Source organism: Acanthopleuribacter pedis (assembly GCF_017377855.1).
Lineage (GTDB): Bacteria > Acidobacteriota > Holophagae > Acanthopleuribacterales > Acanthopleuribacteraceae > Acanthopleuribacter > Acanthopleuribacter pedis.
On the sequence record NZ_JAFREP010000021.1, the window covers coordinates 122,817 to 144,887 of the forward strand.

18 protein-coding genes are annotated in these 22,071 nt (G+C 59.1%); 1 reads left to right on the plus strand and 17 read right to left on the minus strand.

Features of this window, described 5'->3' with window-relative positions; all coding sequences use genetic code 11:
• The first annotated feature begins 215 nt into the window (after positions 1-215).
• A complete protein-coding gene (locus J3U88_RS21495; protein ID WP_207861038.1) occupies positions 216-1,574 on the plus strand; it encodes a hypothetical protein in 1,359 nt (452 codons plus the stop codon).
• Here J3U88_RS21495 and J3U88_RS21500 read toward each other — a convergent pair.
• The 17 genes from J3U88_RS21500 to tssC all read right to left on the minus strand — a co-directional run bounded on the left by J3U88_RS21500 (position 1,571) and on the right by tssC (position 22,061).
• Positions 1,571-3,301 carry a sensor histidine kinase gene (locus tag J3U88_RS21500; protein ID WP_207861039.1) on the minus strand — a complete coding sequence of 577 codons (1,731 nt, stop codon included), beginning with the start codon at positions 3,299-3,301 and terminating at the stop codon, positions 1,571-1,573. The genes J3U88_RS21495 and J3U88_RS21500 overlap by 4 nt on opposite strands.
• The gene (locus tag J3U88_RS21505) at positions 3,302-4,012 is read right to left on the minus strand and encodes a LytR/AlgR family response regulator transcription factor (protein WP_207861040.1); all 711 of its coding nucleotides are present in this window, start codon (positions 4,010-4,012) and stop codon (positions 3,302-3,304) included.
• 90 nt (positions 4,013-4,102) lie between these two features.
• Positions 4,103-4,663, minus strand: coding sequence for a DUF1579 family protein (locus tag J3U88_RS21510; RefSeq protein ID WP_207861041.1), 561 nt, complete (start codon positions 4,661-4,663; stop codon positions 4,103-4,105).
• Positions 4,664-4,797: 134 nt separating this feature from the next.
• The gene (locus tag J3U88_RS21515) at positions 4,798-5,262 is read right to left on the minus strand and encodes a GNAT family N-acetyltransferase (protein ID WP_207861042.1); all 465 of its coding nucleotides are present in this window, start codon (positions 5,260-5,262) and stop codon (positions 4,798-4,800) included.
• Between the two features lie 111 nt (positions 5,263-5,373).
• Entirely contained in the window at positions 5,374-6,453 is a 1,080-nt protein-coding gene (gene tssA / locus J3U88_RS21520; RefSeq protein WP_207861043.1) for a type VI secretion system protein TssA, read from the minus strand.
• 33 nt (positions 6,454-6,486) lie between these two features.
• Positions 6,487-10,515 carry a type VI secretion protein IcmF/TssM N-terminal domain-containing protein gene (locus J3U88_RS21525; RefSeq protein ID WP_207861044.1) on the minus strand — a complete coding sequence of 1,343 codons (4,029 nt, stop codon included), beginning with the start codon at positions 10,513-10,515 and terminating at the stop codon, positions 6,487-6,489.
• A 30-nt stretch (positions 10,516-10,545) separates the two neighbouring features.
• The gene (locus tag J3U88_RS21530) at positions 10,546-11,295 is read right to left on the minus strand and encodes a DotU family type IV/VI secretion system protein (RefSeq protein WP_207861045.1); all 750 of its coding nucleotides are present in this window, start codon (positions 11,293-11,295) and stop codon (positions 10,546-10,548) included.
• Between the two features lie 12 nt (positions 11,296-11,307).
• A complete protein-coding gene (gene tssK, locus J3U88_RS21535) occupies positions 11,308-12,654 on the minus strand; it encodes a type VI secretion system baseplate subunit TssK (protein WP_207861046.1) in 1,347 nt (448 codons plus the stop codon).
• A gap of 12 nt (positions 12,655-12,666) precedes the next feature.
• A complete protein-coding gene (locus tag J3U88_RS21540) occupies positions 12,667-13,263 on the minus strand; it encodes a hypothetical protein (protein ID WP_207861047.1) in 597 nt (198 codons plus the stop codon).
• Positions 13,264-13,296: 33 nt separating this feature from the next.
• A complete protein-coding gene (locus tag J3U88_RS21545; protein WP_207861048.1) occupies positions 13,297-13,977 on the minus strand; it encodes a toxin-antitoxin system YwqK family antitoxin in 681 nt (226 codons plus the stop codon).
• Between the two features lie 41 nt (positions 13,978-14,018).
• Positions 14,019-16,004: a type VI secretion system Vgr family protein gene (locus J3U88_RS21550; RefSeq protein WP_207861049.1), complete on the minus strand. Its 1,986-nt coding sequence runs from the start codon at positions 16,002-16,004 to the stop codon at positions 14,019-14,021.
• Positions 15,995-17,047: a type VI secretion system baseplate subunit TssG gene (gene tssG, locus J3U88_RS21555; protein ID WP_207861050.1), complete on the minus strand. Its 1,053-nt coding sequence runs from the start codon at positions 17,045-17,047 to the stop codon at positions 15,995-15,997. Before tssG ends, J3U88_RS21550 begins: the two co-directional genes overlap by 10 nt.
• 14 nt (positions 17,048-17,061) lie before the next feature.
• The gene (tssF, locus tag J3U88_RS21560) at positions 17,062-18,867 is read right to left on the minus strand and encodes a type VI secretion system baseplate subunit TssF (RefSeq protein WP_207861051.1); all 1,806 of its coding nucleotides are present in this window, start codon (positions 18,865-18,867) and stop codon (positions 17,062-17,064) included.
• Positions 18,868-18,898: 31 nt separating this feature from the next.
• Positions 18,899-19,288 carry a DUF4280 domain-containing protein gene (locus J3U88_RS21565; protein WP_207861052.1) on the minus strand — a complete coding sequence of 130 codons (390 nt, stop codon included), beginning with the start codon at positions 19,286-19,288 and terminating at the stop codon, positions 18,899-18,901.
• Between the two features lie 54 nt (positions 19,289-19,342).
• A complete protein-coding gene (tssE, locus tag J3U88_RS21570) occupies positions 19,343-19,789 on the minus strand; it encodes a type VI secretion system baseplate subunit TssE (RefSeq protein WP_207861053.1) in 447 nt (148 codons plus the stop codon).
• A 91-nt stretch (positions 19,790-19,880) separates the two neighbouring features.
• Positions 19,881-20,372 carry an Hcp family type VI secretion system effector gene (locus tag J3U88_RS21575; protein WP_207861054.1) on the minus strand — a complete coding sequence of 164 codons (492 nt, stop codon included), beginning with the start codon at positions 20,370-20,372 and terminating at the stop codon, positions 19,881-19,883.
• 201 nt (positions 20,373-20,573) lie between these two features.
• On the minus strand, positions 20,574-22,061 hold the full coding sequence (gene tssC, locus J3U88_RS21580) for a type VI secretion system contractile sheath large subunit (protein WP_207861083.1): 1,488 nt from the start codon (positions 22,059-22,061) through the stop codon (positions 20,574-20,576).
• Positions 22,062-22,071: the final 10 nt, after the last annotated feature.

Consider the following 22,071-nt stretch of genomic DNA (forward strand, 5'->3'; position numbering starts at 1 on the left):
TTCAACGCTCCTTCTTTGAATGATTCCCAAGTCCCAAGACCCGTGGTGATCCACCAAAACAACCAACAATTCCCGAGGATGCCGCCGCCGGGTGGTATGATGCCTACAGGCGAGAGACTTGTGATCTCGTTTGCATGAAGCTTACGTAAGCGACTGGAACCAAAGTCGTTCAAATGCCGTTCAAGTTTCATTCAAATGCCGTTCAGGTGAAGAAAATGCCGATTCCCCTCCACGAAACCCTCCATTTCTGCAAAAACCAAATCGAGGCGCAACTCGATTGGGGCGAATCCGCCGGCTGGAAGCAAAGGGACTACGAACGTTTGAGTGGGCTGATTTTGAAAGAGACGGAGATCTCGATCAGCCTGTCAACATTACGGCGCCTGTGGAAACCGGAATACGCGGCCACCCCCCACCCCTCCACCCTAGAAGCCTTGGCCCAATTCGCGGGTTTTGAGAGCTGGCATGCCTGCCAACAACAGTTGCATCAGCGCCAAGAAGCAGCGCCGCCGACCGCGCAATCCGAACCCGAGCCAACCCCGAACCCACCGCCGCCGCCAAGCAGCGCGATGTCGGCGCCAAGCAACCAGGGGCCGGTCTCGGACGCCTCCCGATTTGCGCCCTGGATCGGCTCGGCCCTTTTGGTCGGGGCCGTGGTGCTGGTTTTGTTCTCGATGTTCGCCAACCACCCGGCCGAATCCTTTGAAGCGGCGCCGCTACCCGAGGTCGCCTTTGACCACCGCACCACGGTTACCCGCGCCCTGCCCAATACGGTCATTTTCGACTTCGATCTGGCCCCGCTGGAAACCAAAGAAGCCACCTTCCAGCAGTCCTGGAATGAAGCGGAACGGGTGCCACTCACCCCGGACCAGCGCCACCATGCCGCGGTTTATTACTATCCCGGTTTCCACCGCGCACGCCTGATGGTCGACGGGCGCATCGTGGCCGACCGCCGCGTGCACATCCAAACCGAGGGTTGGTTGCCGCTGGCACGCTACAAAAGACGCGACACGCGGCCTTTTTACCTTCCCCTTGAGGCCTTCAAGGCAAACGGCATCATGGGCGTCCAACCGGAAACCCTGGACGGGGTTCAACTGGACCGCTCGCGGAACCGCTATTGGGTCAGCTATTACAACGTGCGCGACTTCGGCGAACTTACCGGCAATGATTTTCAGTTAGCGGCACGCCTGCGCAACCGCCTGGAAGACGGCGGCTTAACCTGTCAACAGAGCGAGCTATTCGTCTTCTGTGAAAACGGTGTTTACCTGATTCCCATGGCATTCGCGGGTTGTGTGAGCAACCTGTCGCTGTGGTTTCCCGGCGAATCGCTTTCGGGCCGAAAACACGATTTCAGTGCATTCGGTCGCGATTTATCCGAATGGCGCGAACTCTCCCTAACGGCCGAGGCGGGTAGGGTTACCATCCACATCGACGGCGACCCGGTTTACCAACACCAACTGGCGCTGGATGCGGGCCCCATCAAAGGCCTGCAATTTCGGTTTTTGGGAACCGGCTCGGTCGACTGGGTCGAACTCAAATCCCCCCATGGCGAGACGGTGTACCGCGACGACTTTTAATCAGAGCGTGGCACCCGCACCCCAGCCGGAAACGAAAGCCGAACCACCCAACGCGCCGCCTCCATGCCGTACACCAGCGACCACCCGCCGGGAAACGATTCCTCGAGGCGCGCCCTTACGTAACGAAGGCCGACCCCTTCCTCGCCCAACACATCGTCGCTCTGTTGCAGCAAGGATCCGCCGTTGGCCAACACAACCAGACACCGGCGCGCCTCCTCCGTGATATGAAGGGAAAAAGTGCCGCTCTCACCGGGCGCAAACGCATGGGTCAAGGCATTTTCGATTAAGGTGTGCAGAAGCAGCGGCGGCACGGCGGGTTCCTCGCCGACGCACACCACATCCAGTTGGTAATCCGCATCTTTCCGGCCCCCCATAATTGCCAAATGGGCGCGACAGAGTTCGAGTTCCTCGGCCAGCGGGACCAAGGGTTCGGCGGAAATGCGGTCAATAATGCGGAACTCGTCGGCTAAGGCGCGCACCATGGCAATGGCCCGGCTGGGTTGGTCCTCAATCCAAGAGATAATCGACAGCAGGGTGTTCATCAGGAAATGGGGCTGGATATTTTTTTTAAGGAGCTGGGTTTCCAATCGGGCCGAACGCATCTCAGCCTGCCGGTGGGCGCGCTCCCGCGCCTGGATTTGCAGACTCATCGAAAGCGTCATACAGAACAAAAAAAGAATCAGGACAAGACTGTAACTGGGCGAAAGCACTTGCCCAAAACCTTGAAAGTAGAGGGTAATGCCGGCCAAGCCCAGGGCGGCGGGCCACGCTCCGGGAACCCGTTGGGTGCCTTGCCAAATCACCAAACCCAGCGGATACCAGAAGGGTGACAACGGCAATCCCAGTCCAGTCGACACGCCAACCACCGCGACCATGATCGCCAGGTGACGTCGCCGTTCACCTATATTGAAATTGCTTAGGAAAAACACGTGGAGCAGGAACGCATTGATACCGGGTAACCACGTATAAAAGGCATTTTTCCAAGGAAGATGGGTAATCGGATGGGGAAAAAACGAAAGCCAAAGATAGCCGATTATTTCACCCATAACCGCCATGCAAAACAGGGTAAACCACAGAATGGCAGCGTGCCGGCGGCCGCCCAAAAACAAGGCGACACACAGGGCAAAGGCCAAAAACCAAATACCGAGATTGATGAGCTTGAGGTAGTAGGCGTCGGTTTGGCGCCCGCGAAAATGGTTAAGCGTGCCTATTTCGACGGCGGGTAAACGGTATAAATCCGGCAACGCGTGACAGGAGAGCCGCACGGCCAGCAGATGCCGTCCCGGCGAACTCGCCTCACGCGGTATCGCGTGATAGCCGAGCAGGGTGCCCGGCCGCTCTTCTTCGCGGCTCGCGGCAACCCGACCGTTTTGATCCAACAGACGGCCGTTCCAATAGAGTTCGTAGGCGACCGGTTGTTCTTCAAGATAAAGTCCGAGAAATTGGGTTTCGCCCAAAGTTCCTTCCAAGAGGACGTCGCGACGAAACCAGACGACGCCCTCGGGCGCGGCGACGGCCGTACCGTCGGCCACCACAACCGGTAGGTCGCCGTCGGAAAACATCGGATCGGCAAAAGCCGGATCATCCGACGCCAGATACCGCCAGGACTGGACCAGGCTCCCTTTCCAGACCGGGGCCAGGTCGTGGCGGTGGGGCGCCGGCCCCTCATCCGCGAGCACCAGACACAGGGTCATCGGGAGCAACCAAAACCAAGCGAGGCGCCGCAATTAGGACTCCTCGCCGCACAGGAGCGCATGGAGCTGTTTGTATTTGGTGCGGCTGAGGGGAAGCACCTGACCGGATTGGGTGGTCACCTGATAGCGACCGCCACCACAGTGCCGGTACTCGGCCACCCGAGCAAGGGCAACGATGGCAGAGCGATGGATGCGCAAAAAACCGTCTGGAAGAAGTTGCTCCAGCCGATCCAAGGTTTTATCCAAAAGTTCGCAGCGGCCGTCGGCGAGAACGGCCTCGACATAGGCGTCGGCCGCCCGAAAAAAAACAACATCTTCTAAAGCGAGGGTTTGATAGCCGCCGGCTTTGCGAACGGAAAGCCATTTCATCTCGCGGACGGCGGGCGCAACACGACCGGAAAACCGTTGCAGCGCGAGATCCAAACGGTTTTGGTCAAAGGGTTTGGGGATAAAATCGAGGACCCCGTATTGAAACGCATGAATCGCTTGGTCGGTATGGGCAGACACGATGATGGTGTGAAACGGCCCGGCAAGCGCGCTGGAGAAGAGCTGGAACCCGCTCCGGCCATTGAGGTTGAGATCGAGGAAACACAGATCAATGGAATACTCGGCCAAATAAGCGGCCGCGGCATCCAAGGTGTAACACAATTCGATATGGGCCAGTTGGTCAGCGAGCAACGTACGGCATAGTCGCGCCAAGTATTTGGCAATCGGTGGTTCGTCTTCCACAATGAGCACGTGCATGGGCGTCACCTAATCAGCGGGGTGGTTTTTCTCTCGTATCGCGTGAATTGCCGCGCGGCATAAGCCGGCATTCCCGCGCGGCAAAATACCTCAATGGGTTTCAACGCGCTGGTAAACACCGCGCATGGCGGGACGCCATGTTTTCCCGGCGTCGGTGGAAACGGAAATCAGGCTACGCGGTTTCCCCTCATCCAATCCACTTAAGCGTACTCGCCAGTGGAGGGACTCCCCTTTCTGATTGGGCGTGGTGGTATCGGCGAGGAGGTTATCGAACACAATCGCGTCCCCGTCGGCATGACCGCGAAACATGTCAATTAAGCCGGAGATTTCGTCCAAGGTCACCAATTGGTAGAATTTGCCGTACTTGTTGTAGCTGTAGGTAATTTCCATACCCCAATTGACTTTGGCGCCCGGCGTTTTATGGTGGGAGCGAATGTAGCCGTTTTTGTGCAGCACCAAACTAGCAAAGGTGGGATGGTTCGCGGCCTTCCAGGTACCGTCGGGTTGCCGCAATTCCATATCGATACGCCATTCACCAATGAGGTTTTTCAGTTTTTTAAATTCCGGGACCTCCCCCGCGCCGGGCGAACCCGCCCAAGCCGCGGTCACACTCCAAAGCAAACACAACACACCAGTCAACACGTATTTCATGACAAAGCCTCCTCGGTTCTTTTGCGGCAAGCCGCCGCGTGGTTCACAGGAGGTTTACGCCGCGCACCGGTGGTCGTCCTTACCGGACCCGGTGAACTGCAACAATCACCGGATCAACGGCAACGGGGCACGTTTTACCAGGGCTTGAGGTAAAGCTTCATGCCGTCGTGGGTCGCTTCGAAACCGAGGGCGTCGTAGAAATCGCGGGCGCGATCCCGTTGTTTGTTGGTGGTGAGCTGAACCACATGACAATCGCGTCCCTTCGCGCGCTCAATCGCCCATTCGAAAAAACGTCGCCCCAAGCCGCGACCGCGAAAATCGCGGTGAACCCGCACGGCTTCAACTTGGGCACGCGTCCCACCTTTAAAGGTTAAATAAGGAATGAAGGTCAGTTGAAGCGTGCCGACAATGCGCCCCTCCCCTTCCGCGACCATCAATTCATTATGGGCGTCGGCTTGAATGGCCGCAAAAGCGGTGTAATAGAACTCGGGCAAGGGATCGGCGTAGGCCTCGCGTTGATGACCGAGGGCGTCGTCGGCCAACATGGCCACAATCACGGGGACGTCGTCACGGGTTGCGGCGCGAAAGGTCAGTTCCATCATCACTCCTGTTTCCCATTGCTTACGGGGCATTCAACAAAAAACACCCCGTAGAAAAGGTGACCTAATCGTTTGGAATAAACCCATTACAACACAACCCGCGGCTTCACGCTACCAACCGGAATCCTGCTTGGGTTCCTCGGGGATCGGCAGGAAAAAATGGGTCATGTAACGGGAACGTTCGTCCTGCGAGGTGATCGTCTCTTGCATCAGTTCGACCAACGACTTATTGCCCCAATCCGCGACGCGACGCAACAGGTAAGGCGTCGGGCTGTGGGGTTCGGTCGCCTCGAGGAAATCGGCAATTTTGGTAATCAGTTGGTAGGCCTGATCGCGACTTTGAATCGCCCCCCGCATGGACAAAACCCCTGATTCCCCGCCGGCTTCCGTGGATGCTTCCTCTGGTTCGGGATCGCTTTCAAGCCCATCGTGGCGGGTGGCGAGCGGTTCGGCCAAACGGCGTTGCAGCAATTCAAGCATGTCACGCACGGTTTTGAAACTGGGTGCGGCGCGACCCATCAATTCATCCAAGGATGTTTCCAAATGATCCACGGCTTCGCCCAAGGCGGCAAACCCAGCCTGCAAAGCGCGTAAGTCCGCGGTGGCGGTCGCTTTTAAAGCTTTGTCAAAGGCGGCGGGATCGATTTCACCCTCGGGTAACCCGTCCTTGTGATCGGCGTTGCGGGTCTTAACGACGCGTTCCCAATCGCTCAAGGAAACGGGCTGCATCGCCTCCAACGCGAACAAAGGATAGTGCAACACGCCCAAGTGCAAACGCCGATCCAACCATTCACACAGATCGAGACGGGCCTCGTAGTCTTCGTCCTCGTCTTGCGGGAATGCTTCTTTCCAAAAGGTTAGGCTTATTTCACGCAGCATGTGCACGCCACAAGCCGCCGCCGCGGGCCCCCTGTTCTTGAGCAAGGCCTCAACCAACCAGGCGGCGACCCGCAAATCTTTGGATTGGGCACCCAGCGCTTGCTCGCACAGCTCACACACCTCGCGCCAATCGGCCCGCTTGAGTTCGGTTTCCCAATCGCCGCGCGGCAAATGGAGGTCGTCCTCGCGCTGCGCCTCGCGAATGTCGTCATAAATTGGTTCGTAGCGCAGGTTGATCCCGGCCGGTTCTTGTTCGGAAATCGGTTTGAGTAAGTGGTCATAGGACCACGCCGTGCTGTCAACAGCGGTCATCTCGGCCTCCCTTGGCTGTGAATAAATGGGTTTTTAATCGTTTCGCTCGCGGCCGTAACGACCGAGATGCACGGGTTCGCTGTGCAACCGTTCCCCTCCGCGACGGAGCGAGACCGACGGGGCGCGGTGGGGGAAATCGGGCAGTTCGGTTAGGGTCGCCTCACCCGCTTCTTCAATGCGCAGTCGTGAAAACACAATCGCGTGGGTGGTTTCGCCGCCGGCCTGAAGCGGGATCTCGAAACGCAGCAGGTGCGTGTCACCCCGTTGCAAGGCATGCTCGGCCACACCATGGCGTTGCAGCAACCGCAACAACCCGTAACGTCCGCTAAAAGAAAAAACCACCTCGCGGCCTTCCACCCGATACCAAGGCGTGCGCAGCGACGGGTCCGGTTGATGGGGCGCGTTTTTGGCCCAGCGCAAACGCAGCTCAATCGGCGTGTCGACCTGCCAGTCGGCCACGGCGGCCTCCTCGCGAAAGGGAAGCGCGCTTGGGCCGATCCGCAAGTGCCACGAGACAATGTGGTTGCCCAAGGCTTCGGCCTCGTGTTCAACCCGCTCGCGGAAACGCAGACGCAACCGACGCGGCTTTTGACCTTGTCGACCCTCGAGCTGGTGCAGCAGGCGGTACGCCGCCTGGAAGCGCCGACTAAAATCCAGCGCGGCCGGCGCCGCGGCGTCCGGGTCACCGTCAAAATCAACCGAGGCGGCCAAATCAGGGGCGAGACGTTCATTCGCGGCGGCGATTTGCGCCATCACGGTGCCGTCGATCTCACCTGGGGTATCGGCCGCGGCGAAGGGGAACGAACCCGCCAGCCAGGTATTAAAAGGTTCGATTACACCCTCGGAAAATGCGCGGCGGCGCCGGGGAAAACGCACCTGGTGCCGGTTCTGGTCCAAGGTCGTCAGGTGCTCTAGAAGCAAACGTTTCACGTGGTTGATGCGTTCCAAGAAGTAATTACTGGAAGGACGAATGTCCGCCAATAAACGTTGGTAATTGTCCAGATGGATGCGGTTGCTATCGCGCCGGAAAAACACTTCCAAACGCCGCACGGCGGGGTAAGGTTTGCGCGCCTGATAGGCTTCAATCTCCTCCAGAATGCCGCGCCAACGAACCACCAAAGCCCCGCCGGCCACGGCGGGATCGCTGTTGCTTTGTTCCAATACGGCCAACAGCGGTGCCACCCCGTTTAAACCAAGGTGCCACAGATGATTGCGTGTCGCGTCAAGCCAGGCTTGCAGGGCCTTGTGATCGTCAAACCCAAAACCCTTGGGCGCGATGGGACCCAGTCCGTCCCAGCCACTGATGTCCAGGTCCAAATAAAGGTCGCGGGGCAAAAAGGCGTCGGCGCGAAACAGCAGGCCGAGCGCGGTTTCGGTAAGGTAGGCGTTGACGGCCTCACGCGATTCGGTCAAACCGCGCTCATCAAAAAATTGCGCCAAGGTGGCGAGATCACGGGCGGCGGCGTGGAAGCCGCGAACGCTATGGGTCAAATCCTTCTCGGAAAAGGGTTGCACGGTGCCCATCGGCAAGATCGGCGCCCGTGCAATCAGTTGGTTAACGGCTTCTTCCAAACATTCCAGCGCGAGTTTGTCCAACAGAGCGGCCCATTGACCCCGCCCACCGGCACCGAGCCAACGGCGCCGGTAGTTTTGGTAAACCTGATGGTGGCGTAAAGCTTGGTATACGTCTGCTTTGCGCCAATCGTCGAAGGATTCGCGGTACACCACGGCATCCGCGACATCCCCGCCCTGAATAAAAGACAACCCGAAAAAGGCACGCATCGGTTCCCGGCGGGCAACGGCCTCTTGGAGCAAGTTCAGATCGAGCCGGTCCCGACCCGCGAACAAACGTTCCCGGAAACGGCCCGCCAAAACCTCGTCCAAGTTCTCTTCCAGCAAGTTGTTCTGTTTGAAACGCTTGAGCAGCGACGGCCACGCGGCCCCGAGCACGGGTTCGGCTTCGCCGAGTAAACCAAAAGGTTCCTTGCCCAGCAACCGTTCGGTGTTTTTCAACCGCAAGGTCACGGCGCGCAAAGCGGCCAAAAAGTCTGAGCGGTCCTCGCCCCAGTCATGTTGTTGTTGCAAAACCTGTTGCAAGGCTTCCTGATCGCGCACCAATTGGTCGGCGGGATAAAACAGATCGTCGAGAAAAATCGCAAACAAAGCGCGGGCGCGTGCCCCGGCCTCGTAACGACGGTCGAAGGTAACGGTCCCGAAACGACGGAAATCGATGTCCATCGCGGCCAACCGGCGCAAACCGGCATCGGGCATTTCGAAATCGAAACAATAGCGGATCAGATCGCGCAGCACGTCCAAATCAAGGGTTTTGCGCAGGTTGTTGTAATCCTTAATGTGCTTTTCAAGCTCGGCCAAGTCGCGGCTGTAATCGGCCAAATCACGAAAAGCGGCCAAATCGGTCAGCGTTTGCGGCAAGGGACTGGTGGCGTCGGGCGGCGGCCCAGACCGTTCACGAACCGCGGTAAGCGCCTCGGCACGTTTTTGAAGCTGTTGCCCCAAGCCGTCCAGCAAAATTTTCTCAAAGGCGACCGTGGTTGCCCGATCCACGTCACCATTGATGTCGGAAACCCAGGAGGCAGGCACGAACGAAGACAAGAAGTGCGGCTCTTGAAAACGTTTCATGGCCAAGAACAAAGGGTTGTTTTTACCCGTAAACCAAAGGTGGTCAAAACGACCGTTTTGTTTCTCCTCCAACACGCGATGCATGCCGCGCAACGAACCGGATAATTCATGCCGGGTTTGCAGCATGTGATGAAAGGCCCACAAGGAGCCCAACAAACAGAGCAGGGCGGCACCCAGGGTCGCACCGCGCAACCAAAGCACCTGACGGTTCAAACTTTTGAGCTTGTGCCGGGTCGGTCGGGCCTGGGATTTTTCGGGAAAAATTCGCGCCGCCAGCAGGTCACGCACAAAGCGGGGTACCCGCGGTTGCTGCTCGGAACCCACGGCTTGCGGCAGAGCGCCGCGCGCGTCACCGGTGAAGTAGATCCCACGCAGCACAATCGGATCGTGGTAGCTGGTTGGGGTAAAAATCCCATCGAGAAAGATTTGTAAAGCGGGCTTGAGTGTTTGCAAGGTCTCGGGGAACAGGAAAAAAGCGGCGGTATCTTGATCGCGCCGGAAGCCGCGAAAAGCGGTTTCCAATTGAATCTGTCCCAATCGGTGGCTCAGCGATGCAAAGGCCTGGCCGACCCAGGTCGCGCTGTACTGGTGGTGGGGATCGTAAGGCACGGACCAGCCGAAGATATGATCGCGTTGTTCGGGCTCAATTTGGCTACACAATTCGGCAAAACCGTCGAGTGCATCGCATTGGGTCACCACGACATACACGGGAAATACCATGCCGGTCTCTTGCTGCAGGGCAACCAGTTGTTCGTAGCGATGGGCGACCTCGGCTTTGAGCGCGGCCGTGTCGGCGGCGTCGCCGTGAAGTAAGCGGGTCACGGGCAAAGCCAGGATCACGCCGTCCAGCGCGCGCTCACGGCGCGCACGTACCAGCATCTTGGAAAAACGGCCCCACAACTTTTGCGCTTCGGCATCGCGTTGTTGCAGGGCGCCTTTGATATCAAGGACCACGGCTTGGTCGTAAAACCACCAGGACAGAGGTGCTTCGGCCCCATCGCGGTCCTGTTTGGGCGGCCCCAGCGGTAACTTGAGTCCGCTGTGCTGCATCAAACTGGTTTTGCCGGCGCCGCTTTCGCCCAACAGCAAAAACCAAGGCAGGCGGTAAAGCGAACGACCACCGGGAAAGGTTCCTTTCAGCAAGGAAACCCCTTGCTGAAAGGCGTGCTTCACGTGGCCGCGTCCCCGTCGCCGCGTGCGGTTGCGACGCCACCATGAGGTTTTTTCGGGTGTGTCGGCGGCGTCCGGCTTGGGTTCGCTTTTCTTGCGTTTAAGGAAAAATCCGCCGGTTTCACCACCTTGGGCGAGCCGCCGTTTGTTCAGCCAGGTGAGCAAAGAACCAAGGAAACCCGCAATCGCGACAAAGGCAATCGCCGTATTCATGTCGACGACCATCAAAAGGTTATAAATCATTTCGGTCATGGGACCTCCTTCACGTACGGGATCAGCGGGTTAACGAAACTGAATAACTTGGGCGATCAAGGCGCGCACCGGCGCCGACAAGGACCACCAGGCCAGGCTGGTACCCAGCAGCCACAGCGCGGCCACCGCGGCGCCGGCTTGGAGCCAACGCTGGATGGTGGGCAGGTGTTGCGGCGGTTCGTCGCCACAACCCACCTCTTGGTTTTGCGGGAACAGCGGTCGCGGCGCGCCGTGCGGGTCATGTTTAAAGATGAAGTGATACAGCCGATGCTGGTACACGGCGACCTCGCCGTTGGGATCCCCGACACGGTAACGGCCGCGGAACCCCAAGGCCAGCGCGGTTAAATACACTTTGGCCAAATCCTCGTAAACGGGACCGTTCAAAGCGAGTAAAGCGTCGAGCCGCGAGAAAAACAAATCACCGGCGGCCTGGGACCCAAACATCTGCTCTTCCAAGAGATGATCGCCCCAGGCATCGCGGTGCGCCCACTGCAAATCGAGAAAAAGTTCATCGGCGACGGCCACCATCACGTAACGGGTTTCATCATAAAGCCGGGGCTCGACGGCCCCGCGGTTACCGGCAACCAAAGCGGCCTGCCGATCCAGCACCAGCATCAGCTTGTCGCTAACGGTTTTGCGATTCAGCGATTCGTAATCACCGGGTATTTCGTCGCGGCGCTCGGGATCGGCTTGGATTTGAATGCGATGCACCAGGGCGGCGGTTTCGCGGTAAAACTGCAAAAACTGACGGTACAAAAAGGAACGGGTTGGATCATTCATGGCGCGTGCTCCTTATTGCTTTAAATCGTTTTTGTTGCGGACGAACAGGATGAGTCGGGGTGGTTTCATATCACCGGAAAAAGCCACGGACGGCGAGATCACCAAATCCTCGCCCGGCGCCAATTCTTGTTCGTCGAAGGAAAGCGGGAACAGCACGGTGTCGCGCCCGGGCGCCAATCCTGGCAGCTTCTCCACAAAGGTGCGTTTGAAACCCAGTACACGGTTGCGCCGCAAGGTGGGAATGGCGCGGCGGTTGCCGATCAGGGCGCCGTTCATCCATGCCAACACATCGCGCTGACTGGTGTCGGCGTCTTTGCCAAGCCCGAGCACCAGCTCGCACCCTTCCCACTCGGGGCGGAAGGCGACCACGTAGGTCTCGCCCTCGCGCTGGAAGGGTTCCACCGAAAAGGCCTCGTGAATGCGGGCGTCGATAATGGACGCGATGTAATCACGCACCTCGCGAAAGGCGTTAATCGGCTGATCGTGGTTGTAGACACCCAGGAGCGGCGGCACCTTGGAGCGGCTCAAGGGCACCAAGGCGCTCATCAACTGAACCAAGGCCTGGTACAGGCGAAACGGGTGCTGACGGCCGGCGTTCAACAGGGTTTCAAACAAAGGCAAACCGGCAACCAAACAGGCCAAGGTTTCGCGGGTATCGCGGCGAAAACCGTCGTCCCCGTGGTTCTCATCCGCGAGCATGGCCGAAAGGTTGCCGGCCTTGCGGCGCAGCCCGGCGGATAAATCGCGACACATGCGCATCATTTCAGGATTGCGGTCGGCGGCCAACACGGGATGCACAAAATCGGTGACCTCGGGAACCTCGCCTTTGACGGTGAGTTCCAACAGCGGCAGGGCGCTGTACATGTCGCTCGGCCGCCCCAGGAACAGCGCCAAACGGGGCGCCAAGCGGGGGATGCGAACCCGCCCGCCGGCCAGCATGTCGACGACGGGCACCCCGGCCACGCTGTCGAAACGCCGCAAGGAAACGCTCGCGCCGTCGGTGTCGGCCTCGTGAATGACCCCGAGGAAGACTTTTTGCGGCGCGGCGCGCAGGCTGTCGCGGTGATCGCCCAAACGCAGCACGGGTTCGGCGGCGGACGGGTCGGCACCGCGTCGGTAGGCGACCACCAAGCCGTCGGGCAACACACAATCGACGGCGGTCAAACGCAACTCGCCCTCGGTCAGGGCCGCCTCGTCGATGCGCAGGTGGTTGACACCCCAGTAGTAGGGCTCCAGGTTTTGGGCGTGAAAGCGGAACAGACCTTCAATGCGGCGGTCCTGTTCCTGGAAATGTTGCGGCGACAACAACATGCCCTCGTGCCAGGAGATCGCCGGCGGTACAACCGATGTTTCGTACATGGGAACCTCGCTCTAACGCCGACGCAGCGGCGAACGTTGGGATGAAATAACAGCAGGGGTGGGGGTGGTAGAACGGTTCTCCGGCAGGAGATGGTTTTGGGGAAAACGACCCGGAACCTTTTCGGCAACAGCCGGTAAAGGCGGTAAAGCTTTGGAGAGAGATGAACCGTCAGCGACGGCACGCACCAGAAAGCGGCGTTTCTCAAAGCTCAGCCGAAAATGGCGCATATCGCGCAGCACAACCGCCTGAGTTCCCTCGCGGCGGTAATCGGCAAAAATTAAATAAACGGGTCGGCGAACACCGTGAAGCGACACACCATGGGGCAGTTCTTGACCGGGCACCCATTCCCAAGCGTGCAGGAAACCGGCGTCCTTGGCGAGCAAGGCACGGCCCTGACGCGCAAACCAACGTCGCGCCTCACGCGGACCCAAGCTGTTGGGCACATCCCGCGCGTGGAACACGGCGATTTGAACCGGTAAAGCACGGTCATCGTTCAGGTCGTCGGCCAGGGTCACCGCGATGCGGGTCGGGCTCTTGGGCGCACAGGCCGCGAGCAGCGACAGCATCAACAGCACAAGGGGTTGGGTACCGGGTAACTTGACAATCACGGAATCCTCCAAGATGAGGTGGGGCGACGCGTTTTATACAGCGTCTTGGGTTGTCCTTTCGAGCTTGACGCCCTCGCGGTAAGCAACCCGTTCGGTTTCGTTGCCGTCACGGTCGAAGCGAATCACCTCGCCGTGGAGCAGGTTTTGTTGGTAGGGGGCGCGCTCGCGCACGGACCCATCGGATTCGTAATCAACGGTTTCCCCGTCGAGCAGACCGTCGCGGTATTCACTGGTGCGGATCAACCCGCCTTCCTCGTTAAACCAGGAAGAGAGGCCGTCCTGTTTGCCGCCGCGAAAACGCAGCCGGGCCATCACCCGACCGGCGTCGTTATGCTGCACAAACATGCCGTGAATTTCACCGTCACGATACTCGATCAAATAACGTAAAGCACCCTCTGCATAGTACTTAGCCTCGCCGTGGGCCAGGCCGCGACGGTAGGGCACTTCGTGTTCGAGGCAACCGCCCGCGTCAAAAACGCGGAACGAACCGTGTAAGTCACCGTCTTGATAATTGGCGTCTTGAATCACCTGGCCTTCATCGCCGAACTGCATCGACATGCCGTGCAAACGGCCTTCTTTGAAGTGGGCGATGGAGACCGGGTTGCCTTGTCGGTCGAATTCGCGGAGAGGGCCGTGCAACAAACCGTCGTGCATGGTTTTCTCCAGTGATAGGGTTCCGTCGGGGTAGTATTCCCGAACGATTTCTTGGTCCATGGGACGCTCCTTGGTCAAGCCGCCGAGGCGGCACGTTCCGGCTAGTTGATTTTCACCAACCCGCCTTTCAACATCAGCATGCCGCCTCCCTGAACCTGCGCCATGGCACCGGCCTTGAGCTTGGCGGTGGCACCGGACTTGAGTTCCAAATCCGCGCCCGCCTGGGCTTTGAGGCTGATCCCCGCTTTTTGCGTCAAACTGGTCCCGGCATTTTGTTTGATGTCGGTCCCCGCTTTCAGGCTCAGGCTTTGCCCGCTCTGCAGCGTCAGGTTGCGGCCTGCTTTGATGGTGATGTTGCCCATCGCTTCGATGGTCAGATCGCCGTTGATGCGCAAGGTATAGTCACCCCGCACCTCGTGGCGGTAATCGGCATTGTTGCGGTGCGCCTCGTCGCGCGTCACCTCGATCACACGCTCCTTCACCGTTTCCCGTCGGACCCCCTTGGGGACCTTTAGGTTGGCGTCGCCCTTGGCCACTTCCAAGGTGTCGTGCCCTTTTTCTACCAACGCCTTGCGATGGTTGCCGACCTTCTCCGAGGCGTCGTTGCGCACGGTCACCTGCATGTCTTTCTGCGCATGCAGGGTCAACTGCTCGTGATCTTTTTTGTCTTCAAAACTGATTTGGTTAAATCCCGCACCGCCTTTGCTGGTGTTGGTTTTGACGGTGCTCCGCGTCTGCTGACCCGGCAATTGCAGGGGCACGGTTTGTTGGGCGTTGTAGACGGCCCCGGTAATCAGCGGCCGGTCGGGGTTCCCATCCAAAAAGGTAACCACCACTTCCTGGCCGATGCGCGGCAAGAAAAAACTGCCGTACTGTTTGCCGGCCCAACCTTGAGAAACGCGCACCCAGCAAGATGAATTCTCATCGCGCCGGCCCTCGCGGTCCCAATGGAACTGAACCTTGACGCGGCCGTAGCGGTCGGTCCAAATCTCCTCGCCTTTTTTGCCGACCACCACCGCGGTTTGCGCGCCGAAAATCCGCGGACGCGGCGTGTTCGGAAGCGGCCGGAAAACGTGGTCGACAGGAAACGCGCTAAACCGGTTGCGGTACCCTTTTTTGTCGCCCTGGTGATGCACATCGTGAACGATGTAATCACCGTTCAGCGCCTCGCGCGGGTGCTCCAACATCGTAAACTTACCGCCCGCGGTAAGGCCGCCCGCAACACTGTTGGCGCTGAGCCGTTCACCCGAAAAAGCGTAGGCCTCACGCAACAACTTGGCTCGTGCCTCACCGGCGCCTTGCTCGCGGAACCCGCCGGGATAGCGGTACACCACGCCGGCGCGGCCCTGATCGCCGGCACGTGCCAGCAAGGCGGCCGAGGGCGCCTCGAAATCATAATCGTCCAACACCACGCCGCCGACCGTCATGCCGCCGCTAAACTCGCACTTCTCCATGCTGCTCCCCTTCTCGACATCGTTGGGGAAGGGTCGGTATTCCAGTTGCTTGGAGCCGACACAATCGAGATAGGCGTCGGCCTCGTCGGCCAGGATCATCGTGTGTTTGCCGACCTCAAAGCGGAAGAAGAAAAAGATGCCTTCCTCCTCTAACAGCCGCTTGACAAAGTTGAGCGCGTTCTCCATGTACATCACGCAGTATTCGCGTTTGGCGTATTTGCGACGCAATCGGAACTCAAAATCACCAAAGCCGTAATCGCGAAACAGGGTTTTCACCATCTCGGGAACGGTTTTGTTTTGGAAAATGCGGCAATCGTTGGTCAGCGAGCACTGCCACAGCCAAGGCCGTACCACCGCGATGTAGCGCACCCCGTCCTCCGCCAAACCGGCATGGCGAAATTCGGTCACCAACCCGTCGATCACCCGCTCTTGGTTGCGGGCAACCCCCACCGACAAACTCAGGTGGCGGCCGACAATCCGCTTAAAATCGAGTTGGTGGTTGGCCGAAAGCATGGTGACCTGGAACTGATACAGGCCCGACATCAGCTCACGCCCTTCAAAACGGAGCGGGCGAAGTTCATCGCCAAAAGGCGTGGTCAGGGAAAAACCCGGGTTGTCGAAATCTACAGACATACATCCTCCTCGGTATCAAAAACCCCGTCCGTCGGCGCGATACGGTCCGGGTAAAGCGTGACCACCGCCGGGGTGAGCGGCGCGCTTGCAGCGAGCAAGGTATTCCAGCCCAAGGCCGCGCCGCCGGTGCCCTCGCTTGCGGTCAACAGGGCGCCGCGCGGTTGCAACGGGGCGATCTGTAGTTCAAGCCTAAAATCCAGGTCCGCGCCGCTGTGAAAACGCAGCAAGCGAACCAGCGCCGCGTAATCGGCACCACCGGGACAAAAATCAGCGAGTCGCGCCAGGGAAAGGTTTTCAAGGCAAACCGCAAAACGGCTGTTGCAATCCCAGGCCCGTTTGCCAAGCGCGCCCGAGCAGCCCAAACGGGCGCCGTGCCGGGCGGACAAAACGGCGCGATCCTCGCGGCTGACGGTCAGCGGGCCGCCGACAAAGGGTTTCACGCGACAGGTCACCCCGAAATGAAAGCGAACCAGCCGCGCCAAATCCTCGGCGGGGATGCGAACCCGCGTGGGCAGACCCACGCCGCCGAGCAAGGCCGTGTCGACCGGACCGAACGGGTCTTTGAAGCTGTCGAGGCCCAGACCGGCAAAGGCGAATAACTGACGCAGGTAGTCGCTCTCCGCGGCGGGCACGGCATTGAGTTCGGGCTGAATGGCTTTGCAGATCTTGATCCACAAGGTCACCAAGCGGTGGTGAAACACATCCAGAAATTCACGACCGGCCTCGTCGCCTTCACTCAATCGCCGCATGATCCGTTCGCTGTAAACCGAGGGCATTGGACCGAAGCGGCCGAGCAGGGTCAGCACCCGACTGGTCAACACATAAGCCGGCCCTTCACCCACGGCCGCGCCGGTCGCTTCCAGTTGGTCCACTTGGGCGCCGGGAAAACCAAAATCGACCCGACCGCGAAAGCGCACTACTTCCCGATTGGGTTCGGGTGTGTCGCCAACCGCCGGTCGGTCGCGTTCGGCGTTCTCCAGCAAGCGGATCAGTTGAAGAAACGCGCACTGTTCCAGTGCCACCGCGGGCATCGAGGTCGTCATCACAGCCACCCCGCCTAAATCAGCGCGGCGGCGCCGGCACGGGGCCGCCACACATGCCACGCATGTTCACGGTTCACACGGTGCGCCGCGAGCTGGGTAAAGGCATTGACCGAGGCGTACAAACCAAAGAAGTGGTTGAGTACCGCGCCGAACAGGTAAAACCCGGTACCGGTGTAAAAGGACTCGTCAAAGGCCAACTCAAGCCGCAAGCCGCGACAAAAACCTCGCCAGGCCGCGTCGCCGAGATGGGCCGTCGCGGGGCGCGATGCGAACCCGCGCAGGCCGCGGATCTGACGTTCGGCATGGGCCGAATCGGCGGGCGCATACAAGGCCAACATTTCCTTCAAGGCGGCCAAACCGGTCTCGCCCTGTAGCGAGAGATAGTTTAACGACAACTGCGAAATCAGCCGCCAGACGCCTTCTTTGCCGGTTTGGGGACGGCCTGGCAGCGTTGGTTTGGTGAGCAATTCACCCGCGGCGAGTGGCGAGGGTCGATCAATCACCAGCGGGGTACCACCCGCCAGTTCCGCCGCCAATTCGCGGTTGGTGCACAAGGTGTGGGCGTAGACGATCATATCGCGACCCGATTCAGAGGGGGCCGCCAACGCGGCGCCACCCAGATCCACCAGGCTCAACATCATTTCCGTTCCCGGCATATCCTCTTGAAAACAGGCGCGTCGTTTGAGGGTGTAAAACAGCGACGCGTGACCCTGGTCGCCGTAGTGGCGGTAACCAAAATAAGGCGGAATGTCGGTATCGCGTTGGTCGGGCAGTGGCGAACGCGATACACGCGACACACTGTGAATTTCCGTGGTGCGGCGCCGCACCGAGTCGGGCTCCAGCGAATACGCCACGTCGGTATGGTCGATGCGAATCGGGTCACTTGTTTGCTCGAACAAATTAATGACCGGTACAGATCCCAAACACAGGGTATTGCGGTCGACGTAGAGGTTGCCGGGGTTGCGGTCAAACAGGAACAGAATTTCCAACTGTTGACAACGACCGCGCCGCGCCAGCCCGGACACCTCAAAGAATTGGAATTTTTGCGGGAAATGAAAGTATTCCTGCAGCAAACGGTAACCGGCGTGGGCCGTGTCGGGGTACGGCAGCAGCGCCTCGTCCTGGTCGAAACCCACATGGGTCAGTGCCTCGGGCGCCAACCAAACCGCACGCTGTTCGTCGCCGTCCGGCAACAGCACCACCCCGCGTAATCCGCGAAACAACAGGTCCACCAAGGTCGGCACCGCGGCGCGGTCGCCGTTGATAAAAAACCGCAGCCGGTCCAGTTCCAACTCGGGCAAGCTATCGCCCTCGACCGCCAAGGTCAGGTGCAACACGCCGCCGACATCCGGCGTCCCGTCCAAACACAGAAAGCGGTTGGGCGAGACCAGTGCAAGTTGGGCTACGTCAAGCGGCCAGAGTTCCAGGGGGGCGCCGGTTAAAAAGCGGCAGGCGTGGTCGCCGTCGCCCGTCACCAACCGCGTGTGGCGCGGCACGTTATAAGCGGTGGTCATTTGCGAGGCTTTGTCGGAGAGGCCGAACCGAGCAATCGCCATCGATGGAACGGTAGTGGTTAATTGGGGATACAAAATATCGAGCAGGGTTTCGGCAATACGGCCGTGACCGGAATCAATGCGATCATGCAAGCGGCCCGTTAACATGGCAAAACCCTCGAGTAAGCGCTCCACATGGGGATCGGCGCATTCGTTGGCTTCCAGCTGGAGCCGCGCGGCCACCTTGGGGTGACGGCGCGCAAAGGCGGCACCCATGCGGCGCAGGTACGCCAGTTCGGATAAGTAGGTTGACAAAGCTTCGCTCATGATCGGCCTCGCATGAAAGGGGTTGGTTTGGTTAAGGTTCCATGCAGGTGAAGGCACCCGGAACGTTAATGCTGATGACACCGGCCCACATGCACATGCATTTGGAGCTGTTGTTCAGCGCGGGCATGTTGCCGACGTGAACCGTGGGCGAACCCGGCACCCAAGGCGCAACCGTCATCGGCATGCAGGGCATCGGCGTGAGCACACCCAGCGCGGCGGCGGTGGCGGCGGCCACGGTGGGATTGGCGAGTGAAGAGCACATGCCGAACGGCATGACGTTCATCAGGGGTTTGTGATCCATAATGTTGGCGGCCGGTTTACCCTCGACCAAGGTTCGTGAAACGGGCAGCACATTCAGCACCGAGGGCGCGGCCCCAAAGGTGCATTGGGTAACCGCCGCGGCGGCAACTTGAAAAGCCATGGAAACCTCCGTTATGCGTTCGTCTAACTCACAGAAAGCTTTTGGAAATAAGGACTAAGACAGAATGCAGGGGAAGGAAATCGGTTCGACCAAATCCGCGAGTAACATCTGCCCCGTCAGCATCACTTGAAAACGGCCGGGTGGGCCCTTGCGAGGTTGCACCGTCACCTCGGGATCGCGCAGACGCGGCTCGAAGTGGTGGACCGCGTCGGCAATCACCATCTTGACCAGATCGCGGTGATTGGGATTTTGGGGACTGAGATCGGAGAAATCGGGCAAACCGAAGTTGTGAACCGTTTTGGGCTGCGCCAGCCAAGCGCGCGCACCCATCGGTACCCGCGTGGCCAACAACCCGTCGATCTCTTCCTTGAGGGACGCCAGCAACCCGTCGCGATCCAAGGTTCGCAGCGGCTGCGCCTCGCGAAGCTGCTCCCGGTCCAGATCGATGAGTCTGGCCAACAAAGGCACCGGCGCACCCGGCTTGGGTCGTAGTTCATTCATAACAACCTCCCACACAGCAGGGTTGGTGCGATGCGGAACCCGCGATCCGCATCGCCCTGTTGGGGGCCGTGCCAAGGCACGGCCCCATTGCTTACTTGACCATGTACTCTTTGTTGGCTCGGATGTCCCAACCGCCGGCTTTTTGGCCCGCGTGTTTCGCGTCTTGCTTCTGATCGCGGTAGGTCCAGCTAATCGTGCGGTAGTTCAACGTCAGGGTTTCGGAGGGGTTGGCACCGCCGCCGGCGGAGAAGTTGTAAGAGCTAACCAGAACATCTTCAATGGTGAACACGATGATCGGCAGCAACACCGAGTCTTTCTCGCGGCAAATGCTGATGGTCGCTTTTTTAATGGGCTTGGCTTCCATGCAGTAGCGCTTGAACAGGTAGGAGCTGCCGTCCATCACCTTGCTCAGGGTAACGTCGTTGTGGTGGGCGTAGCCCTGGGTACGACCTTCTTTACCAGGCTGACAGAAGGCGTTCATGCTGACGCCGTGGTTCATCGAATGGATACCAATTTGGTTCGTGAAGCCCTCGGTACGAACATCCCCGGGAATATCATCGATTTTCATGAAAATATTGAACATAATAATCTCCTGTGTCTTGGTTTTGGGTAGCGGGCCTACGGACAAGGTCTAAGTAAATCCCGGTTCCCGTTGACGGTTTGTGACGAAACGTGAATGAGGAACGGTCGCCGTCGGGTTGTGACGAACCAGGCGGCGCGGGCAACGGCCCCTACCCAAAATCCAAGCAGGGAGCACCACCCGACCGGCGGTTAGGCCGGGTTTTTAACCACCCGCGGGGGGTGGTAATTCGGCGACGAGCCGCAACGAAACGCTCAACTCGTCTAATTGGAAGTGGGGCCGCAAAAAGGCGACCGCGCGGAAGCAACCGGGACGGGCGGGGTCGTCGGAGACATCAATGCGACCCTCACGCAACGGAAATTTGGCTTTGACTTCCAAACCCGCGGTGTCGTCCAACAGCACGTATTGGCTGATCCAGTTGTTCAGGTAAGACTCAACCTGTTCGCGGTTGACGAAGGTCCCGATTTTGTCGCGCATCATCGATTTCAGGTAATGGGCGAAACGGCTGGAAGCCATGATGTAGGGCAACATCGAGGAGATGCGCGCGTTGGACGTGGCCGCGTCGTTGCTGTAAACCTTGGGTTTGTTGGTAGTTTGCGCCGAGAAAAAGGCCGCGTAATCGGTGCCTTTGCAGTGAACCAGCGGTATAAAACCCAGATCGGCCAATTCTTTTTCGCGCCGGTCGGTAATCGCCACCTCGGTGGGGCACTTCAGTTCGACATCGCCCTCGTCGGTCTTAAAACTGTGGGCCGGCAAGTCGTGCACCGCGCCGCCGCCTTCTACGCCGCGGATCGCCGCGCACCATTTGTATTTGGTGAACGATTCGGTCATGCGTTGGCCCAAGGCCCAAGCCGCGTTGCCCCACAGGTATTTGTTATGCTCTTTGCCGGTTACGTTCTCCACGAAATGAAAATCTTCAACCGGAACCGTGTCCGGCCCATAGGGCAAACGCATCAAAATGTGCGGCAGCGCCAAAACGAAGAAGCGGGAATCGTCGGTTTCGCGGAAGGAACGCCACTTGGCCAGTTCCGTGCTTTCCATCAGCTTGGCCATATCGCGGGGATTGTCCAGATCGGTGAAGCTGTCCATGTCGAACATTTGCGGCGCGGCCGAGGAAATGAAGGGCGCGTGGGCGGAAGCGGCCACCTGGCTGATCATGCGCGCCAAGGCCACGTCGCGCGGGCCGCGGCCAAATTGGTAATCGCCCAGCAGCATCGAAAACGGATGACCGCCGTAGGTACCGAACTCTTGGCTGTAGACCTTTTTGAACAAGGTACTTTGGTCGAACTCGGACGCTTTTTCCAAATCGTTTTGCAGCTCGTCGCGGCTCGCGTTGAGCACCTTAATTTTGAGGTCGGCACCCGTGTTGCTTTTGCTGACCAGGAAGTCCAAACCCCGCCAGGTGCTTTCCAATTGTTGGAACTTCTCGTCGTGCAACACCTCGTTGAGCTGATCGCTGATCAAGCTGTCGATTTGCGCGATGCGTTCGTTGAGCATGGCGATGGTGTCGTGGCTGACATTGATCTTGCTGTTGTCGGCCACTTCTTGCACAAAACTTTCGATCAATTCCTTGGCACGTTTTTGTTGCACCTCGTTGCGGGCCATGTGGCCTTCTTCGATGATTTGATCGAGCAGGCCGCGCTCCGCGACCGCCGCGCCGACTTGTTCTTCGCTACCTTGCTGTTGGTCCATTTCGGCGATC